General features: G+C 67.2%; 16 protein-coding genes and 1 pseudogene. 9 read left to right on the top strand and 8 right to left on the bottom strand.

What is annotated here, in order from left to right; all coding sequences use genetic code 11:
- Positions 1-44: 44 nt before the first annotated feature.
- Positions 45-686: an acyl-homoserine-lactone synthase gene (locus tag VHA82_RS14445; protein ID WP_325544848.1), complete on the bottom strand. Its 642-nt coding sequence runs from the start codon at positions 684-686 to the stop codon at positions 45-47.
- A gap of 155 nt (positions 687-841) precedes the next feature.
- Between VHA82_RS14445 and VHA82_RS14440 the strand changes: the two genes are divergently transcribed.
- Positions 842-1564: a LuxR family transcriptional regulator gene (locus tag VHA82_RS14440; protein ID WP_325544846.1), complete on the top strand. Its 723-nt coding sequence runs from the start codon at positions 842-844 to the stop codon at positions 1562-1564.
- Positions 1565-1612: 48 nt separating this feature from the next.
- Here VHA82_RS14440 and VHA82_RS14435 read toward each other — a convergent pair whose 3' ends face one another.
- On the bottom strand, positions 1613-3469 hold the full coding sequence (locus VHA82_RS14435) for an ABC transporter ATP-binding protein/permease (protein WP_325544844.1): 1857 nt from the start codon (positions 3467-3469) through the stop codon (positions 1613-1615).
- 47 nt (positions 3470-3516) lie between these two features.
- On the opposite strand from VHA82_RS14435, the gene VHA82_RS14430 reads away from it, so the two are divergent.
- Genes VHA82_RS14430 through VHA82_RS14405 form a run of 6 tightly spaced genes read left to right on the top strand, consistent with a single transcriptional unit; the run spans position 3517 to position 9486 of the window.
- A complete protein-coding gene (locus VHA82_RS14430) occupies positions 3517-3936 on the top strand; it encodes an acyl-CoA thioesterase (RefSeq protein WP_325544842.1) in 420 nt (139 codons plus the stop codon).
- Positions 3937-3985: 49 nt separating this feature from the next.
- Entirely contained in the window at positions 3986-4861 is an 876-nt protein-coding gene (locus tag VHA82_RS14425) for a branched-chain amino acid ABC transporter permease (protein WP_325544840.1), read from the top strand.
- Positions 4862-4868: 7 nt separating this feature from the next.
- A complete protein-coding gene (locus tag VHA82_RS14420) occupies positions 4869-5945 on the top strand; it encodes a branched-chain amino acid ABC transporter permease (protein ID WP_325544838.1) in 1077 nt (358 codons plus the stop codon).
- Positions 5946-6000: 55 nt separating this feature from the next.
- Positions 6001-6810, top strand: coding sequence for an ABC transporter ATP-binding protein (locus VHA82_RS14415; RefSeq protein WP_325544836.1), 810 nt, complete (start codon positions 6001-6003; stop codon positions 6808-6810).
- Entirely contained in the window at positions 6807-7604 is a 798-nt protein-coding gene (locus VHA82_RS14410; protein WP_325544834.1) for an ABC transporter ATP-binding protein, read from the top strand. The genes VHA82_RS14415 and VHA82_RS14410 overlap by 4 nt, the downstream gene beginning before the upstream one ends.
- A gap of 25 nt (positions 7605-7629) precedes the next feature.
- On the top strand, positions 7630-9486 hold the full coding sequence (locus tag VHA82_RS14405; RefSeq protein WP_325544832.1) for a long-chain fatty acid--CoA ligase: 1857 nt from the start codon (positions 7630-7632) through the stop codon (positions 9484-9486).
- A gap of 18 nt (positions 9487-9504) precedes the next feature.
- Here the strand turns inward: VHA82_RS14405 and VHA82_RS14400 are convergent, their stop codons facing one another.
- Positions 9505-10455: an FkbM family methyltransferase gene (locus VHA82_RS14400; protein WP_325544830.1), complete on the bottom strand. Its 951-nt coding sequence runs from the start codon at positions 10453-10455 to the stop codon at positions 9505-9507.
- A 152-nt stretch (positions 10456-10607) separates the two neighbouring features.
- On the opposite strand from VHA82_RS14400, the gene VHA82_RS14395 reads away from it, so the two are divergent.
- Both VHA82_RS14395 and VHA82_RS14390 read left to right on the top strand, forming a co-directional pair.
- Positions 10608-11780 carry an ABC transporter substrate-binding protein gene (locus VHA82_RS14395; protein WP_414708666.1) on the top strand — a complete coding sequence of 391 codons (1173 nt, stop codon included), beginning with the start codon at positions 10608-10610 and terminating at the stop codon, positions 11778-11780.
- A gap of 1 nt (position 11781) precedes the next feature.
- Entirely contained in the window at positions 11782-12837 is a 1056-nt protein-coding gene (locus VHA82_RS14390; RefSeq protein WP_325544828.1) for an AI-2E family transporter, read from the top strand.
- Here VHA82_RS14390 and VHA82_RS14385 read toward each other — a convergent pair.
- The 5 genes and pseudogenes from VHA82_RS14385 to VHA82_RS14365 form a co-directional block, all read right to left on the bottom strand.
- Entirely contained in the window at positions 12832-13209 is a 378-nt protein-coding gene (locus tag VHA82_RS14385) for a GtrA family protein (RefSeq protein ID WP_325544826.1), read from the bottom strand. The two genes, VHA82_RS14390 and VHA82_RS14385, sit on opposite strands and share 6 nt — an antisense overlap.
- Before the next feature lie 18 nt (positions 13210-13227).
- Positions 13228-13686 carry a thioesterase family protein gene (locus tag VHA82_RS14380; RefSeq protein WP_325544824.1) on the bottom strand — a complete coding sequence of 153 codons (459 nt, stop codon included), beginning with the start codon at positions 13684-13686 and terminating at the stop codon, positions 13228-13230.
- A gap of 38 nt (positions 13687-13724) precedes the next feature.
- Positions 13725-15770, bottom strand: coding sequence for an acetyl/propionyl/methylcrotonyl-CoA carboxylase subunit alpha (locus VHA82_RS14375; protein ID WP_325545859.1), 2046 nt, complete (start codon positions 15768-15770; stop codon positions 13725-13727).
- Between the two features lie 2 nt (positions 15771-15772).
- On the bottom strand, positions 15773-16954 hold the full coding sequence (locus VHA82_RS14370) for an acyl-CoA dehydrogenase family protein (protein WP_325544822.1): 1182 nt from the start codon (positions 16952-16954) through the stop codon (positions 15773-15775).
- Between the two features lie 12 nt (positions 16955-16966).
- A pseudogene (locus VHA82_RS14365) lies at positions 16967-17728 on the bottom strand (carboxyl transferase domain-containing protein); the annotation flags it as partial.
- Between the last annotated feature and the right edge of the window lie 167 nt (positions 17729-17895).

The following is a 17895-nucleotide window of genomic DNA, read 5'->3' as shown; positions in this document are numbered from 1 at the left end:
ATGCATCAGAAGAATAGGACCGAATCGCAAGAGGCGCACGAGACCTAGGTATGAACCGACACGTCCGCATACACCTCGGTCTCCTCGCGCAGCACCGCGCGGCGCGTGATCTCGTTCAGCTCGATGGCGCAGGCGACCGTCATCACCGCCCCGACGCGCAGCGGCGCGCCGAGCCTGCGCACGTCCACGCCGAGCTTGCGCAGCATGCGTTCGATCGCGGTGGTCGTGACGGTGACAAAGCGGACCACGCCGTGAGAGGCGGCCCAGCGGACCGACTCGGCCATCAGCGCGACCGACAGCTCGCCGAATCCGAGCTGCTGCGTGCCCGCGCTTTCTTCCCAGGCAAGGCGAGTGCTGTCGACCGCGAATCGGCTGAGCTCCCACACGTGGGTTGCGTGCGGCACGGGGTTGCCGTGCAGCAGCGGCGCGAACACATCCCGCAGCATGTTGGGCCCGGTCGTGGGCAAGAGGCGCCAGCACGCGTCGACAGCGCCGTCACTCGCGCGCGCCACGATGTAGCGGGCTTCCGGCAGCTCGTCGAACCGGTCCATCTCCAGGCCGTCTGAGGTGAGTTGCACGGACCAGCCGAGCCGTTCGGCGAAGACCCGCGCGCGCAGCCGGAACATTCCGGCTCGATCGGAGGGTGCGAGTTCCCTGAGCGGACATGTGAGCAACCGATGATCCATTCGCACGCTCCGACCGGTGGAGGTCCGATTAGAACGAGAGGCGAGCCTGCACGCTATTACCTACCCGGGGTATATTTGGTGTAAGGGTTATCACTCATACTTCCGTACAGGGTGGGTTTCCCGGCCCAGGCCCGCGGCCGATAATCCGCGGGCTCATGGCTTCGGACAAGACCCTCGAGCTGATTGCGTCGATCACCTCCGCCGAAACCGAGACGGGCTTGCTCCAGCGCATGAAGCGCGTCGCCCGCTCGATGGGGTACGAACACGTCCTCTTCGGCATCGAAGTGCGCGTTCCGGCTGTGGGGCCGGTGCAGCACATCTCCAGCGCCTACCCGGTCGACTACCAGCGGCTCTACCAGCACCGGAGGTTCCTCGAACGCGACCCGACCGTCGCGCACTGCCGCAAGAGCGCCGAGGCGCTTGCGTGGCACGAGGAAATGTATTCGGAGCATTCGTACGAGATCATGGAAGAGGCGGCGAGCTACGGTCTCGCGCATGGCCTGAGCGTGCCGGTTCACGTGTCGAGAGACGTCGTGAGCATGCTCAGTCTCGCGCGCGACCGCGCGTTCGAATCCGACGCCGAGCGCACGCGCGTGATGGCCACGGCCAGCGTGCTCGCCAATTGCGTGCACGTCGCCGCGAGCCGCCTCGTGCTGCCCACGCTCGCGGCGTCCGGCCGGCCGCACCTCACCCGGCGCGAACTGCAGTGCTTTCAGATGGTGGCGCTCGGCAAGAGCAACTGGGACATCGGCCACGCGCTGCACATCTCCAGCGAAACGGCCGGCGTCCACGTGAAGCACGTGCTTCGCAAGCTTGGCGTATCGAGCCGGATGCAGGCGGTCGCCATCGGAGTCGCCCTCGGCATCATCAAGCCCTGACCAGGGCCAGGGCCACGCCCACGCCCACGCCCATGCCGCGCCGCGGGCTCACATGCCTGCAGGCTCCTCGATGCGGTCCTCGCTCGACTGCTGCAGCGCCCACATCCGGGCGTAGCGGCCGCCTTGCGCGAGCAGCTCCTGGTGCGTGCCGCGCTCCACGATGCGGCCATGCTCCATCACGAGGATCTCGTGCGCATCGACCACGGTGGAGAGCCGGTGCGCGATCACGAGCGCGGTCTTGTGCTCGGCCACGTTGTTCAGCTCCGCCTGAATCGCGCGCTCGTTGGCGCTGTCGAGCGCGCTCGTCGCCTCGTCGAAGATGAGGATCGGCGGGTCCTTCAGCAGCGTGCGCGCGATCGCCACGCGCTGCTTCTCGCCGCCCGAGAGCTTCAGGCCCCGTTCGCCGACGATCGTGCCGTAGCCCTTGGGCGTGGAGGCGATGAAGCCGTGGATGTGCGCGGCGCGCGCGGCCTGCTCCACTTCCTCGCGCGTCGCACCCGGACGCCCGTAGGCGATGTTGTATTCCACCGTGTCGTTGAAAAGAACCGTGTCCTGCGGCACGATGCCGATCGCGCGGCGCACGCTTGCCTGCGTCACCTCGCGGATGTCCCGGCCCGCGATGGTGACGCGGCCGCGCTGCACGTCGTAGAAGCGATACATGAGCCGCGCGAGCGTCGACTTGCCCGACCCGCTCGGGCCCACCACCGCCACGGTCTTGCCCGAGGGGATTTCGAAGCTCACGTCGTGCAGGATGGGCCGGGCCGCCTCGTAGGCGAAATCGACGTGCTCGAAGCGCACGGTCCAGTCGGTGGAGGGCGTTCCTTCGAGCGGAAGAGGAAGCGCGCCCGGCCTGTCCTCCACTTCGCGCGCCCGGTCCATCAGCGAGAACATCTTCTCCAGATCGGTGAGGCTTTGCTTGATCTCGCGGTAGAGCACGCCCAGGAAATTGAGCGGGATGTACAGCTGGATCATGAAGGCGTTGATCATCACCAGGTCGCCGAGCGTCATGCGGTGGTCCACGACGCCCTGCGTGGCGCGCCAGAGCATCGCCACCAGCGCGGTCGCGATGATGAGCTGCTGGCCGACGTTGAGCATCGAGAGCGACGTCTGCGCCTTCAGGCGCGCACGGCGAAGCCGCTCGAGGCTCTCGTCGTAGCGCCTCGCCTCGAAGTCTTCGTTGTTGAAGTACTTGACGGTCTCGTAGTTGAGAAGCGAATCGATCGCCCGCGTGTGCGCCGCCGAATCGGATTCGTTCGCCTCGCGGCGGTACTTCGTGCGCCACTCGGTGAGGCTCACGGTGTAGGTGATGTAGACGGCGAGCGCGGCGCCCGTGATCCAGGCGAAGCGCGCGTCGAATTTCACCGCGAGGATGCCGAGCACGAGCCCCATTTCGATCAGCGTGGGCAGGATGCTGTAGATCGAGTACGAGATGAGCGACTCGATGCCGCGCACGCCGCGCTCGATGTCGCGCGTCATGCCGCCCGTCTGGCGTTCCAGGTGGAAGCGCAGCCCGAGCGAGTGCAGGTGCTCGAAAGTCCCGAGCGCGATCGTGCGGGAGGCGCCCTGCGTGGCTTTGGCGAAGACGAGTTCGCGCAGTTCGGTAAAGAGCGATGTCGACAGGCGCAGCATCCCGTAGGCGAGCAGCAGCCCGGCGGGCACGACGAGCGCCGCGCGCGGATCGCCCGGCTTCACGTTCATCGCGTCCACGAGGTTCTTCAAAAGGAGCGGCACGCCCACGTTGGCGAGCTTGGCGCCCACCATGAAGCCGAGGGCGAGAAGCACGCGCCACTTGTATTGCCAGAGGTAGGGCGCGAGCCGCCGGAGCGTGCCCCAGTCCGATCGCCGCGGAACGCCGTGGGCCGCGGGAGGTGCGAAAGACGAGCCGAGTTCGCCGTGGCGGCGCATTGGAGGACAATCCGGAAAAAGGTTCAGAAGCTTTCCAGATTGTGCCCATGTCCGACACTTCAAGACTCGCGCCCTCCGACAAGGAACTCGTCCTCAAGGTCATTCCGATGCCGGCCGACTGCAACGCGAACGGCGACATCTTCGGCGGCTGGGTCATGGCGCAGGTGGACATGGCCGGTTCGGTCATTCCGGCCCGCCACGTCGACGGGCGCATGGCGACCGTGGCGGTGAACGAGTTCATCTTCAAGCAGCCCGTGCGCGTGGGCGACATCCTCAGCTTCTATTCGAGCGTGGTGCGCATCGGCACGACGTCCATCACGGTGGAGGTCGAAGTCTTCGCCGAGCGATTCCGCGCGCAGGGGCAATTCGTGAAGGTGACCGAGGCGAACGTCACTTACGTGGCGATCGACGATGCGGGGCGGCCCCGGCCGATTCCGAAGCGCGCGATCGCCCCTCGGGTGGGGTGAATCGCGAAGGGCACCCCACCCTTGCCATGACTTGTGCCGAACGCCCTCCGTGCAATTCGCCCAGCTCGCCATCGGCGGCATCTCGCAAGGCTGCATCTACGGCCTGATCGCGCTCGGCTTCGTGCTGATCTACAAGGCCACCGAAACCGTGAGCTTCGCGCAGGGCGAGCTCATGATGCTCGGCTCGTTCGCGGGCCTTGCCGTCATGACGGTGATGGGCCTTCCGTTCTGGCTCGCGGTCGTCGTGTCGGTGGCGGCAATGGCCCTCTTCGGGCTCGTGCTCGAGATGATCGTGATCCGCCCGGTCCTCGGGCAGCCCACATTCGCGATCGTGATGCTCACGATCGGCATCGGCTACGTCGCGCGCGGCATGATCACGATGATCCCCGGCATCGGCACGGAGACGCACACGCTCGCCGTGCCGTACAAGGACCGCATCTGGAACGTGGGCGCTCTCGTGCTGAACGTGGAGCAGATGGTCGTGATCGCCGCGACCGCCGTGCTCTGCGCGGCGCTGTACGCCCTCTTCCGGTTCACGAGGATCGGCATCGCGATGCAGGCGGCGTCGCAAAACCAGCTCGCGGCGTGGTACATGGGCATCCCCGTGAAGGCGCTCAACAGCCTCGCATGGGCGCTCGCCGCGGCGGTCGCGGCCGTGGCCGGACTGCTCCTTGCGCCCATCACCTTCGTGCACGCCAACATGGGATTCATCGGCCTGAAAGCCTTTCCGGCGGCGGTCGTGGGCGGCTTCGGCAGCCTGCCCGGCGCGATCGTGGGCGGCCTCGTGATCGGCGTCGTGGAGTCGATGGCGGGCTTTTACCTGCCCGCGGGCGTGAAGGACGTCGCGGCGTACGTGGTCGTCCTTCTCATGCTGATGGTCAAGCCGAGCGGCCTCTTCGGCGAGCGGCTGCGCAAGAAAGTCTGAGGCGGCGATGCGCTTTCTCTTCAAGACCGACTACGAGCAGGACATCCGCCTCGCGCGCCATGGCGGGCAGGTCTTCTGGTATTCGGTGCTGGTGGCCGCGCTCGCCGCGGCGCCCTGGCTCGCCCCCGAGTACTGGCTCGCGCAGCTCACCTTCGTGCTGATCTACTCGGTCGTGGGCCTGGGGCTCATGCTGCTCGCGGGTTTCACGGGGCTCTTTTCCATCGGCCACGCGGCCTTTCTCGGCGTGGGGGCGTATACCGAAGCCGTGCTTGCGGCGAGGGGCATGCCGTTTCCGGTCTCGCTGCTGTTCGCGGGCGTGCTCTCGGCCGGCGTCGGCACGATCGTCGGGTTGCCCGCGCTGCGCGTGAAGGGCATCTACCTCGGCATCGCGACGCTGTCGTTCGGCTTCATCGTGGTCGAAGTGCTTGCGCGCTGGGAATCGGTCACCGGCGGCAATGCGGGCATGACCGTGAGAAAGCCCGGCGCGTTCGGCTGGACCGTCGAGTCCGCCACCGGCTTCTACTATCTGTGCCTCGCCGTGGCGGTGCTCGCCACGCTCGCCATCCTGAACCTGCTGCGCTCGCCGACGGGCCGCGCTTTCGTTGCGATCCGCGACTGCGAAATCTCCGCGCAGAGCATGGGCATCCACCTCGCGCGGTACAAGACGCTCTCGTTCGCGCTCTCGGCCGCGTTCGCGGGCATCGGCGGGGCGCTCTACGCGCACAAGCTCACGTTCATCTCGCCCGACCAGTTCGACATCGCGCAGTCCATCGACTTGCTGCTGATGGTGGTGATCGGCGGGCTCGGCTCCGTGCACGGGGCCTTTCTCGGCGCGGGATTCCTGATCGCGATGCCGCAGCTCATCTCGCAGGTGAAGGACTACCTGCCGCCGGCCGTCGGCCAGGCGCCCGGCCTGCAGTCGGTCGTGTTCGGCGCGGTGCTCATCGCCTTCGTCCTCTTCGAGCCGCTCGGCCTCTACGGCCGGTGGGTGAAGGTCCGGACGTATTTCGAGCTGTTCCCGTTCTACCGCGAGGGCATGTTCAGGCGGCAGAAGTCCTTCGCCCGGTCGGACCGGCTGAAATGACCCGCCTCCGAAGCGCCTTCGCGGCTCCCGGGACGAAAGCGTCGAGCCTGTCGACATGACCGCTTCCGACATCCTTCTCGCGGCGCGCAACCTGAGCGTGCGCTTCGGCGGCCTGCTGGCCGTGAACGACGTGAGCTTCGACGTGCGGCGCGGCGAAGTGTTCACGCTGATCGGGCCCAACGGCGCAGGCAAGACCACGGTCTTCAATCTCATCAGCCGCATCTACGACCCCACGCAAGGCGCGATCGAATACGAAGGGCGCGCCCTCACGGGGCTGCCGCCGCACCGCATCGCCTCCATCGGCATCGCACGCACCTTCCAGAACATCGAACTCTTCGAGCAGGCGAGCGTCCTGCACAACCTCCTGATCGGCCGCCACGTGCACCGCACGAGCGGCGTTCTGGCCGACATGTTCTTCACCGCGAAAGTTCGGCGTGCCGAACTCGCCTCGCGCGAGGCGGTGGAACGCGTGATCGAGCTGCTCGAGCTGCAGAAACACCGCGATTCGCTCGTCGGCGCGCTTCCCTACGGCGTGCGCAAGGTGGTGGAGCTCGGGCGCGCGCTTTGCGCCGGGCCGAAGCTGCTGCTGCTGGACGAGCCTTCTTCGGGGCTGAACGCCGAGGAAACCGACGACATGGCGTTCTGGATTCGGGACATCCGCGACGAACTCGGCGTGACGGTGCTCATGGTGGAACACGACATGACGCTCGTTAGCCGCGTGAGCGACCGTGTACTCGCGATGAATGAGGGCGAAGTACTCGCAATGGGCACGCCGCGCGAAGTGCAGGCGCACCCCGGCGTGATCGAAGCCTATCTCGGCACGGCGACGGACGCGGCGTCGCTGCGCCGCGAGGCGGTGCGATGAGCGCGAAGCCGCCCGACAGTGCCGGCCGGGCCGTGCTCACGCTCTCGAACGTCGAGAGCGCCTACGGCCCGGTCCAGGCGATTCGCGGCGTGAGCCTGCAGGTGCGGCGCGGCGAAATCTCCACCGTTCTCGGCGCCAACGGCGCGGGCAAGACGACCATCCTGAAGACCGTGAGCGGCATCATCGATCCGCGCAAGGGCAGCATCGAATTCAAGGGCGAGCCGATCGCGGCCCGCGACCCGGCGCAGATCGTGCGCATGGGGCTCGCGCACGTGCCAGAGGGCCGGGAAGTGTTCCCCCTGCTCACGGTGCGCGAGAACCTCCTCATGGGCGCGTACACGCGCGGCGACCGCGACGGCGTCGAGCGCGACATCGAAGCCGTCTACCGCCTGTTCCCGATCCTGAAGGAGCGCAGCCGCCAGGAAGCGGGGCTGCTTTCCGGCGGACAGCAGCAGATGCTCGCGATCTCGCGCGCGATCATGGCCGACCCCGACCTGATGCTTCTCGACGAGCCGAGCCTCGGGCTCTCGCCGAGGCTCACGCGCGAAATCTTCGAGATCGTGGTGCGCATCAACCGCGAACGCGGCACCACGCTTCTCATCGTGGAGCAGAACGCCAACATGGCGCTCAATGCGGCCGACTACGGCTACGTGCTGGAGAACGGCCGCATCGTGATGGAGGACACGTGCGCGCGCCTCAGGGACAAAGAAGTCATCAAGGAGTTCTACCTCGGCATGAAGGAAGACGGCGTGCGCGGCGAGCGGCGCTGGAAGAAGAAGAAAACATGGCGATGAGAAAGCAGGCGTCGAGGGCACGGCGGTGAGCGGCCTCTGGAAACTCGCGCGCGCCCGGCCGAACCCGGGCATCGTGCTCGAGGGCGAGACGCTTGCGGCCCTCTTCTGGAAGGCCGTGCAGGAGCGCGGGCCGCGAATCTGGATGCGTCAGAAAGAGCTCGGCCTCTGGCGCGCGAGAACGTGGTCCGCCACGGGCGATGCGGTGCGTGAAATCGCGTGCGGCCTCATGTCGCTCGGCTTCGAGCCGCACGACACCGCCTCGATCCTGTCGAGCACCCGCGTCGAGTGGGTGATGTGCGACCTCGCGATCCTCTCCTCGGGGGGCGTTGCCAACGGCATCTACCCGACCGACTCGCCCGCGCAGGTGCGGTATCTCTGCGCCGACTCCGGCACGTCGATCCTCTTCGTGGAAGACGACGAGCAGCTCGACAAGGCACTGCAGGCGCGCGAGCACCTGCCGAAGCTGAAGAAGATCGTCGTGTTCGACATGCAAGGCCTGCGCGCCCTCGACGATGCGGGCGTGGTGAGCCTCGACGAACTGCGCGGGCTCGGCAGGCGATACCAGGCGACGCACCCGAATGCGCTCGCACGGCGCATCGAAGCGGTGAAGCCCGACGACCTCGCGATCCTCGTCTACACCTCCGGCACCACCGGCCAACCGAAGGGCGCGATGCACTCGCACCGCGGCCTCGTGTCCACCGTGCGCGGCTACAACACGCTCGTCGCGCAGGACGAGCGGGACGAGCGCATGTGCTTCCTGCCGCTGTGCCACATCGCCGAGCGCGTGGGCGGCGCCTATTTCGCGCTCTACACGGGCTCGATCCTCAACTTCGTCGAGAACCCGCAGACGGTGTCGGAGAACGTGCGCGAGATCGCGCCGACCGTCATGACCGCGGTGCCGCGCGTGTGGGAGAAGTTCCACTCCGCCGTGACGATCGGCCTGAAGGAAGCAAGCGCGCTGCAGCAGGCCGCGTACGCCTGGGCCATCGGCATCGGCGCGCGCGTCGCGGACAAGGTGCTCGGGGGCGAGCCGGTCGACGCCTCCTTGAAGCTGCGCTTCATGCTCGCGCGATGGATCGCGCTGAACAATGTGCGAAAGTCGATCGGCATCCACCGCGCGCGATTTCTCGTCACGGGCGCGGCGCCGATATCGCCGCAGCTCGTGCGGTGGTACCTCGCGCTTGGCGTGCCGATGCTGGAGGTGTGGGGCATGACGGAGACCTGCGGCGCGGCCACGGGCGTTCCGGCAAGCCGCATCAAGCCCGGCTCGATCGGCCCGGCGGCGAGCTACAACGCAGTGCGGATCGATGCGGGCACCGGCGAGATCCTCGTGCGCGGCCCCAACGTGTTCCTCGGCTACCTGAACCAGCCTGAAAAGACCGCCGAGACGCTCGACGAGGACGGCTGGCTGCACACGGGCGACGTCGGCACGATGGACGAGGACGGCTACTTCCGCATCACCGACCGCATGAAGGACATCATCATCACGGCGGGGGGCAAGAACATCACGCCGAGCGAAATCGAAAACGAGCTGAAGTTCTCGCCCTACATCACCGATGCGGTCGTGATCGGCGACCGCAGGCCGTACCTCACGGCGATCGTGATGATCGATCAGGAGAACGTGGAGAAGTATGCGCAGGACCACGACGTGCCCTTCTCCAACTATGCGAGCCTCACGCGCGCGCCGCGGGTTCAGGCGCTGATCCAGGCCGAGATCGATCGCGCCAACGCCAGGTTCGCCCGGGTGGAACAGGTGAAGCGGTTCTTCCTGCTCGACACGCAGCTCACCGCGGAGGACGAGGAGCTCACGCCGACGATGAAGCTGAAGCGCAAGCTCGTGCAGCAGAAATATTCAGCGCGGATCGAGGCGATGTACACATAGGGTCACTTCCGCGGCCCCTCACCGCGCGAAGAACCACAGGTTCGTCACCAGCACGTCCTTCGGCGCGAGCACCTCCTGCAGGTGCGCTTGCACGGCACTCGCATCCGCAAGCGGCGTGCGCCCATCCTCCCGGAACGCCGCGAATCCGCCCGCGAGCAGCACCGTCGCGAGCTTCATGTACGCCTCTCGCGGCGCGAACTTCGAGAACTCGATCATGTAGCTGCCCACCCGCGCACCGAGCTGCCCGATCGCGCCGGCGAGATAGGGCTCCGCCCCCTCGATGTCGATCTTCACGAAGTCGGCCGCCTCCATGCCGTGCTTTGCCATGATGCTGTCCAGGCGGTCGCAGGCCACTTCCTCGGCGCCCTCCTTCGGCCCGCCGACGACCTGGTTCGTCGTGCTCGTTCCCGAAGTCATGTGGACCGTGCCCGTGCGGTCCATCACGGCCATGGGCAGGAGCGTGATGCGCCCCGTCTCGAACGGCTGCGCCCGCAGATTGCGTTCGAACACCGCGACGTTGTCGCGCACCGGCTCGATCGCGAGGATTCGCGCTTCGGGATACGCCCGCGCGAACCACAGCGACACCTCGCCATAGTTCGCGCCGACGTCGACCATCGCCTTCGGCCGGATGCCGCGCGACGCGAGCACGTCATGCATCGCCCGCGCGACGCTCGACTGCGCGTGCCCGCTCGCCTTCAGGTAGTAGCGCTGCGACAGCGCATCGAGCAGCACGCCGTCGATGCGCACGAAGACACCGTCGGCGCGAACGACGATCTCGTCGCGAAAGTCGATCGTGCGGACGGCTTCGGCAAGACCGAGCAGGATGCCGTGCAGGCATTCGGCACGGACATGGCGAAGTTCCGGGCTGCGGACGTCGCGCGCGAGGTCGAGCCCCGCCAGGTAGAGGGCCGGGTCGATGCGGCGCAGGCGTTCGAAGAACGCCTCGCCCTTGTGTTGCGCTTCGCTCATGGACGCAGCATAACCGCCGGACCCGGGGCAGTCACGGCTGCGACAGCCCGTGCGAATCCGTCAGGGAATGCGCGATTGACACCCCGCGCCGCCACGGAAGAATCCTTCTCAGCCGTTGTCGCGTAGCAGTAAGGAGTGATCCAATGAAGCAGATGTCCCGAGCTCTGGCCACCCTCGTTTTCGCAATGGTCTGGGCATCCGGCGCAAGCGTGTACGCGCAACCCGCGACGCAGGGCATCGGCAAGAACGAGATCGTGCTCGGCTCGATCGAGGACCTCTCCGGCCCCATCGCTTCCTACGGCAAGCAACTCAGGGACGGAATGCTGCTGCGCGTGCAGGAGATCAACGAGCAAGGCGGCATCAACGGGCGCAAGATCCGCCTCCTCTTCGAGGACTCCGCCTACGATCCGAAGCGCGCCGTGCTCGCGGCGCAGAAGCTCGTGAACCAGGACAGGATCTTCGCGATGGTCGGGCACATCGGCACGGCGACCAACATGGCGGCGATGCCCGTGCAGTTCGAAAAGAACGTCATCAACTTCCTGCCGGTGACGGCCGCGCGCGAGATGTACGAACCGCCGCACAGGCTCAAGTTCTCCTTCGCGGCCACCTACTACGACCAGATTCGCCTCGCACTGCCGAAACTCGCGAAGGACAAGGGCGCGAAGAAAATCTGCACGCTCTACCAGGACGACGACTTCGGCCTGGAGGTGCAGCGCGGCGCCGAGGCCGGCGCGAAGACACTCGGCATGCAAGTCGCGGAAAAGACCACCTACAAGCGCGGCGCGACCGACTTCTCCTCCCAGGTGGCCAGGCTCAAGGCCGCGGGATGCGATCTCGTGGTGCTCGGCACGATCATCCGCGAGACGATCGGCACCATCGGCGAGGCGCGCAAGAGCGGCTACACGCCGACCTTCCTCGGCTCGAGCGCCGTCTATACCGATGTGTTGCACAAGCTCGCGGGCAAGGCGCTCGACGGTCTCTATGCCACGCACACCGCGGCCGTGCCGTACACGGACGATCCGTCGCAGCCCGTGCGCTTCTGGGCCAACAAGTACAAGACGAAGTTCGGCGAGGACCCGGGCGTGTTCTCGGCCTACGGCTATGGCATCATCGACATCTTCCAGATGGCCGCGGTGAAGGCGGGGCCCAATCTCACCACCGACAGCTTCGTGAAGGCAATGGAGACCTTGCGCGTGCCGCCCGACATCTTCGGCAGTCCCGAGCAGACGTGGACGGCGACCAAGCGGCTCGGCAACGAGCAGTCCCGCCTGTCTCAGCTGCAGGAGGGCCGCTGGAAGGTCGTCTCCGACTACGTGAAGCCCTGACTTGCCCAACGCGCCCGAGCTGGAATTCAAGTCCCTCCTGTGGCTGGTGCTCGGCGCCACGCTGCTGTTCGCCCTCGTTCTCTGGCCGTTCTTCGGGGCGCTTTGCTGGGCGTTGTTCATCGCCATCGTCTTCTGGCCGCTGCACCGCCACCTGAAGAAGCGGATGGGCGGCCGCGGCAGCCTCGCCGCGGCCGCGTCGCTCTTCACCATCCTCACGATCGTCATCCTGCCGGTCGTGCTCATCGTGGCGCAGATCACGCAGGAAGCCACGGTGTTCGTCGGCAGGATGCGTTCGGGCGAATTCAGCATCGCCACCTGGTGGCAGCGCGCGCTCGATGCGCTGCCCCAATGGCTGCGCGGCACGCTCGACAATTTCGGGCTGGCCGACCTGGGCGAACTGCAGGACCGGTTGCTCTCGGTGCTCGGCGACAGCGGCCACGAGATCACGTCGCGTGCGTTCAGCATCGGGCACTTCACGCTCGCCTTCGTGCTCGGCTTTTTCGTGATGGTGTACGTGCTCTTCTTCCTCTTTCGCGACGGCGAGCGCCTCGCGCACGAGGTGGCGCGCGCGGTGCCGCTGCAGCCGCATCACACGCAGACCCTCTTCGATCAGTTCGCGCGGGTCGTGCGCGCCACGGTACGCGGCGGCATCACCGTGGCCGTGGTGCACGGGGCGCTGTGCGGGCTCGCGTTCGCGGTGCTCGGCGTGCCGCAGGCGCTGCTGTGGGGCACGGCCATGGCGGTCCTCGCGCTCTTGCCGGCCGTGGGCTCGCCGATGATCTGGGGGCCCGTCGCACTCTGGTTCTTCTTCAACGGCGCGGTGGTCAAGGCCGTGGGGCTCGCGGTGTGGTGTGTCGTGGTGGTCGGCGTCGCCGACAACTTCCTGAGGCCGCTGCTCGTCGGGCGAGACACGCGCATCCCCGAATGGCTCGTGCTCGTCGCCACGCTCGGGGGCATCGTCGTCTTCGGCCTCAACGGCTTCGTGATCGGCCCGGTCATCGCGGCGGTCTTCCTCGTGAGCTGGGACATGCTCGCCGAGACGCGCGGGGAGTCATGACGCGCGTCCGCGAAACACCCAGTGGCGCGACACCGTGTAGTTGAAGACGAGGCACACCCCGGTGGAGATCACCTGGCCGAGCCATGCGTTGAGGCCGGCCCAGTCGACCAGCAGCGCGACGATCGACGCATTGATCGTGAACGCCACGGCCACCATCGCATAGAACTTCGGCACGGCCACGGCGTGATCGCGGTCCGAGCGGAAGGTCACGTGATAGTTCAGCGCGTACGACAGCACCGAGCCGCTCAGGTAGCCCGCGGCGGATGACGCGGCGGCCGGCCACGGCGTCAGCGCGAGCCCGATGGCATAGACGACGTACTGCAGCGCGGTGGCGAGCGCCCCCACGCCGAGGAAAGAGGCGACTTCCCGCATGATGACCGGGACTCTATCTCAAGAGACGATGTACGCGGCGGCGCCCGTGGCGAAGAGCTCTTCGTGCATGCCGCGAAACATCATGCGGGTACTCGCCACGCGCGAGCCGAGGCGCAGGACTTCGGCGCTGAGCACGAAGCGCTCGCCGATGGCGGCGCGCAGGTAGTCGATGCGCAGGTCGATCGTGCCGAGCCGCCCGAAGCGATGCAGTCTCTGTTCGGGCGCCTCGTCCATGTGCCTGGCGCCGATGGCGGCCATCACCGCGAGCCCGCCCATCGAGTCGAGCGAGGCGCTGATCACGCCGCCGTGCAGGCGGTTGTAGCCGAAGTGGCCGACCAGTTCGCGCCGCATGTCGATGTGGGCGGTGACGAGTTCCGGCTCGATGCGGTCGATCTTCAGACCGAGCACCTGGTTGAAGAGCACGCGTTCCTCGAACAGGCGCTTCAGGTCGGCGACGAAATCGGGCTCGAAGTTCATGGTTTCGTTTCAGGCGCTGCGCTGACTCGCCGCGAGGTTCATCCGGCTTGCTCCAGCGTGACGAGCACCTGCCACGCCGCGGCCTGCTGGCCCGGCTCGACGTGGATGGCGCGGACGATGCCGTCGCGCTCGGCGGCGAGCGCGTGTTCGAGTTTCATCGACTCGAGGATCACGAGCGGCTCGCCCTTCACGACCACGCGGCCGGGCTCGGCTTTCACGGCGATCACCTTGCCGTTGAACGGCGCGCGCAATTCGTCCGCGGCCGAGGTCTGGCTCGCCGAAGCCGGCGGATCGAAGGATGCGTCTTCCACGAACACGTCGAGCGAGCCGAGTTGCACGTGAAACCGCCGCCCTCCGAGCGCCGCGACGGACGCGCGCGGTGGTTCGGCCGGCTCGCGAACGGGCAGATCGATCACCGCCTCGCGATGGCGAATGCGCAGCGGCCGCGTGAACGGCGAGGCAAGAGGCGGCGCAGGGGGACAGAGTGCCGCGAGCGCCGCATCGCGAATACGCTGCGCTTCCTCTTCGCGCAGCGACGCCCGGATCGTGTCGCCTTGCTGCGCGAGAAACGGGATCAGCGCTTCGCCCCGGCGGAACTGCTCATGGCGAAGGCAGGCCGCGAGGAAGCGCCGGTTCGTCGCGAGACCCAGGATTTGCGTCGCGTCGAGCGCGGCCGCGAGCCGGTCGATCGCCTCGTCGCGCGAAGCCGCGTGCGCGATGAGCTTGCCGAGCATGGAGTCGTAGTGCGGCGAAACGTCCATCCCCGCGAACAACGCGTGATCGAAGCGCACGCCGTGCGGCGGCCTGAAATGCATCACGCGACCCGACTGCGGCCGGAACTCGTCGTCCTCGGCGCAGAGGCGCGCTTCGATCGCGTGGCCTTCGAACTTCACCTCTTCCTGCGTGAGCGGCAAGGTCTCGCCGCGCGCGATGCGCAATTGCCACTCCACGAGGTCGAGGCCCGTCACGGCTTCGGTGATCGGGTGTTCGACCTGCAAGCGCGTATTGATCTCCATGAAGTAGAAGCTGTCGCCTGGATTCCCGCTTGCGCGGGAATGACGGGAAGTGCCTGGATTCCCGGCCGCGAGGGGATGACGGGAAGTGTCCGGATTCCCGTCGGCGAGGGAATGACGGGAAGTGCCTGGGTTCCTGTCGGCGAGGGGATGACGGGAAGTGCCTGGATTACCGGCTGCGAGGGGATGACGGGAAGTGCCCGGATTCCCGCTCGCGAGGGAAAGACGCGCGGAGTCGTCCAGCAGAAACTCCACCGTCCCCGCGCCGACGTACCCCGCCGCCTGCGCGAGTTCCACCGCGCATCGCCCCATGCGTTCGCGCAGCGCCGCGTCGACCGCCGGGCTCGGCGTCTCCTCGATGATCTTCTGGTAGCGCCGCTGCACCGAACAATCGCGCTCGCCCAGATGGATGCAGTGGCCGTGCGCGTCCGCGAAGATCTGCACCTCCACGTGCCGCGGCGCAAGCAGCGCGCGTTCGATCAGCAGGTCTGCGCAGCCGAAAGATGCTTGCGCTTCCGAGCGCGCGCTCGCGAGTGCAGCCGCCAGTTGCGGCATGGCGCTCACGAGCCGCATGCCGCGCCCGCCGCCGCCCGCCACCGCTTTCACCATCAGCGGAAGACCCAGACGTTGCGCTTCGCTCATGAGGCGTTCGTCCGACGCGTCGTCCCCCTGGTATCCCGGCAGGCAGGGCACGCCGCATTGCAGCGCGAGCTGCTTCGCGCGCGACTTGCTGCCGAGAGTGCGGATCGCCTGCGGCGGCGGCCCGACCCAGACCAGCCCGGCATCGATCACGGCCTGCGCGAAATCCGCGTTCTCGCTCAGGAAGCCGTAGCCGGGATGGACCGCATCGGCACGTGTCGCGCGCGCGGCTTCGATGAGCCTGTCGACGCGCAGGTAGGTCTCGGCCGCGCTCACGCCGCGCAATGCGTGCGACAGCGCGGCCTCGCGCACGTGGAGCGACTCCGCATCCGCATCCGAATGCACCGCCACCGTCTCGATGCCCATCGCATGGGCCGTGCGGATCACCCGCCGCGCGATCTCGCCGCGATTGGCGATGAGAAGGCGCCGCAGCGTCATGGCTGCGGCGGACGCTTCGCGATGCCCATGATCTTCGCGAGGATGCCGAGCATCACTTCGTCCGCGCCGCCGCCGATGGAGCCGAGACGCCCGTCGCGATACATCCGTGAGACCTTGTTCTCCCACGTGTAGCCCATGCCGCCCCAGAACTGCAGGCAGGTATCGGGCACGATGCGATTGAGGCGCCCGGCCTTCAGCTTGGCCATCGACGCGAGCTCCAGCACGTCCTGGCCGCTCACGTAGAGATCGCACGCGCGGTAGGTGAGCGCGCGCAGCGACTCGATCTCGGTCTTCAGCTCCGCGAGCTTGAACTGCACCCACTGCTGGTCGGCGAGCGACGCACCGAAGAGCTTGCGCTCCTGCGCCCATTCGATCGTCCACTCGATGCAGTTGGAAAGCGAGACGAGGCAGCTCGCCGCCGCCCAGAGCCGCTCCTCCTGGAACTGCTGCATCTGGTAGATGAAGCCCTGCCCCTCCGCGCCGATGCGGTTGCGCTGGGGAACACGCACTTCGTCGAAGTAGATGAGGCCCGTGTCGGAGGAATTCATTCCGATCTTGCGAATCTTCTTCGCGACTTCGATGCCCTTCGTGAGCCGGCCGTTGAGGCCGTCGCGCATCGGCACGATCACGAGCGACTTGTTCCTGTGCACGGGGCCTTCCCCCGTGTTCACGAGCATGCACATCCAGTCGGCCTGGATGCTGTTGGTGATCCACATCTTCTGGCCGGTGATCACGTAGTCGTCGCCGTCTTTCACCGCGCGGCTCCTGATGCCCGAGACATCGCTGCCCGCCGCGGGTTCGCTCACGCCGACGCACGCGACCATCTCGCCCGAGATCGCGGGCGCGAGGAATTCGCGGCGCAGCTCGTCGCTGCCGAAGCGCGCGAGTGCCGGCGTGGCCATGTCGGTCTGCACGCCGATGGCCATCGGCACGCCGCCGCAATGCGTGTGGCCGAGTGCCTCGGCCATGGCGACGGAGTAGCTGTAGTCGAGTCCGGCGCCGCCGAATTCCTCGGGCTTGGTGAGACCGAGAAGGCCGAGCTCGCCCAACCGCCCGAACACCTCGTGCGCGGGGAATATCTCCGCTTCCTCCCATTCGTCCACGTTCGGATTGATCTCTTCGTCGATGAAGCGCTCGAGCGTCTTCTGGAGCTCGAGGTGTTCGTGGGTGTATTGCATGGGGCTTTCTTCCTACATTCGCGCGACGCCGAACTGCACGGGTCGCAGGGCCTTCGCTTGCGCTTGCGCGATCGTGTCGAGGCAAAACGCGAGTACCTCGCGCGTATCGCGCGGATCGATCACGCCGTCGTCCAGCAGCCAGCCGGAGGTGTGGAACGCATCCGACTGCGCGTCGAACATCGCGACGATCTGCTCGAACTGCGCTTTCGATTGCGCCGGATCGGGGGCGATGCCCTTGCGCGCGAGAGCCGCCTCCGTGACGGCCTGCATCGTGCGCGCCGCCTGCTCGCCGCCCATCACGGCCGTCTTCGCGCTCGGCCAGCTGAAGAGAAAGCGCGGCTCGTACGCGCGCCCGCACATGCCGTAGTTGCCGGCGCCGAAGGAGGCGCCGCACTGGATCGTGATCTGCGGCACCGTCGCATTCGCCACCGCCTGGATCATCTTGCTGCCGTGCTTGATCATGCCGTCCTGCTCGCTTTCGCGTCCGACGATGTAGCCGGTCGTGTTCTGCAGGTAGACGATGGGATGGCCGAGCTGGCAGAGGTACTGGATGAAGTGCGTGGCCTTGTTCGCGCCGGCGACGTCGATCGGGCCGTTGTTGGTGATGAAGCCCACGGCATGTCCGGCCAGGGACGCCTGCGCGCAGACGGTGGCCGCGCCGTAGAGCGGCTTGAATTCGAGCAGGTTCGCGTCGTCGACGAGGCGGACGATGATCTCGCGCATGTCGAAGGGCTCGCGCAGCTGGGTGGGGACGAGGCCGAGGAGTTCGTCTGCGGATGCTTCGTCGTTCCCGCGAGGGCCCCCAACGCCGTCATTCCCGCGAACGCCCGCCGCGTCGTCATTCCCGCGAACGCCCGCCACGCCGTCATTCCCGCGAACGCCCGCCACGCCGTCATTCCCGCGAACGCCCGCCACGCCGTCATTCCCGCGAAGGCGGGAAT

It is taken from the genome of Ramlibacter sp., from assembly GCF_035548915.1.
Lineage (GTDB): Bacteria > Pseudomonadota > Gammaproteobacteria > Burkholderiales > Burkholderiaceae_C > Ramlibacter.
This window is presented reverse-complemented; position numbering and strand designations above follow the sequence as displayed.

Bases quoted from the DNA above. Each gene is read 5' to 3' on its own strand.
- VHA82_RS14445 (WP_325544848.1), bottom strand. From the start codon at position 686: ATGGATCATCGGTTGCTCACATGTCCGCTCAGGGAACTCGCACCCTCC.
- VHA82_RS14440 (WP_325544846.1), top strand. From the start codon at position 842: ATGGCTTCGGACAAGACCCTCGAGCTGATTGCGTCGATCACCTCCGCC.
- VHA82_RS14435 (WP_325544844.1), bottom strand. From the start codon at position 3,469: ATGCGCCGCCACGGCGAACTCGGCTCGTCTTTCGCACCTCCCGCGGCC.
- VHA82_RS14430 (WP_325544842.1), top strand. From the start codon at position 3,517: ATGTCCGACACTTCAAGACTCGCGCCCTCCGACAAGGAACTCGTCCTC.
- VHA82_RS14420 (WP_325544838.1), top strand. From the start codon at position 4,869: ATGCGCTTTCTCTTCAAGACCGACTACGAGCAGGACATCCGCCTCGCG.
- VHA82_RS14415 (WP_325544836.1), top strand. From the start codon at position 6,001: ATGACCGCTTCCGACATCCTTCTCGCGGCGCGCAACCTGAGCGTGCGC.
- VHA82_RS14410 (WP_325544834.1), top strand. From the start codon at position 6,807: ATGAGCGCGAAGCCGCCCGACAGTGCCGGCCGGGCCGTGCTCACGCTC.
- VHA82_RS14400 (WP_325544830.1), bottom strand. From the start codon at position 10,455: ATGAGCGAAGCGCAACACAAGGGCGAGGCGTTCTTCGAACGCCTGCGC.
- VHA82_RS14395 (WP_414708666.1), top strand. From the start codon at position 10,608: ATGTCCCGAGCTCTGGCCACCCTCGTTTTCGCAATGGTCTGGGCATCC.
- VHA82_RS14385 (WP_325544826.1), bottom strand. From the start codon at position 13,209: ATGCGGGAAGTCGCCTCTTTCCTCGGCGTGGGGGCGCTCGCCACCGCG.
- VHA82_RS14380 (WP_325544824.1), bottom strand. From the start codon at position 13,686: ATGAACTTCGAGCCCGATTTCGTCGCCGACCTGAAGCGCCTGTTCGAG.
- VHA82_RS14370 (WP_325544822.1), bottom strand. From the start codon at position 16,954: ATGCAATACACCCACGAACACCTCGAGCTCCAGAAGACGCTCGAGCGC.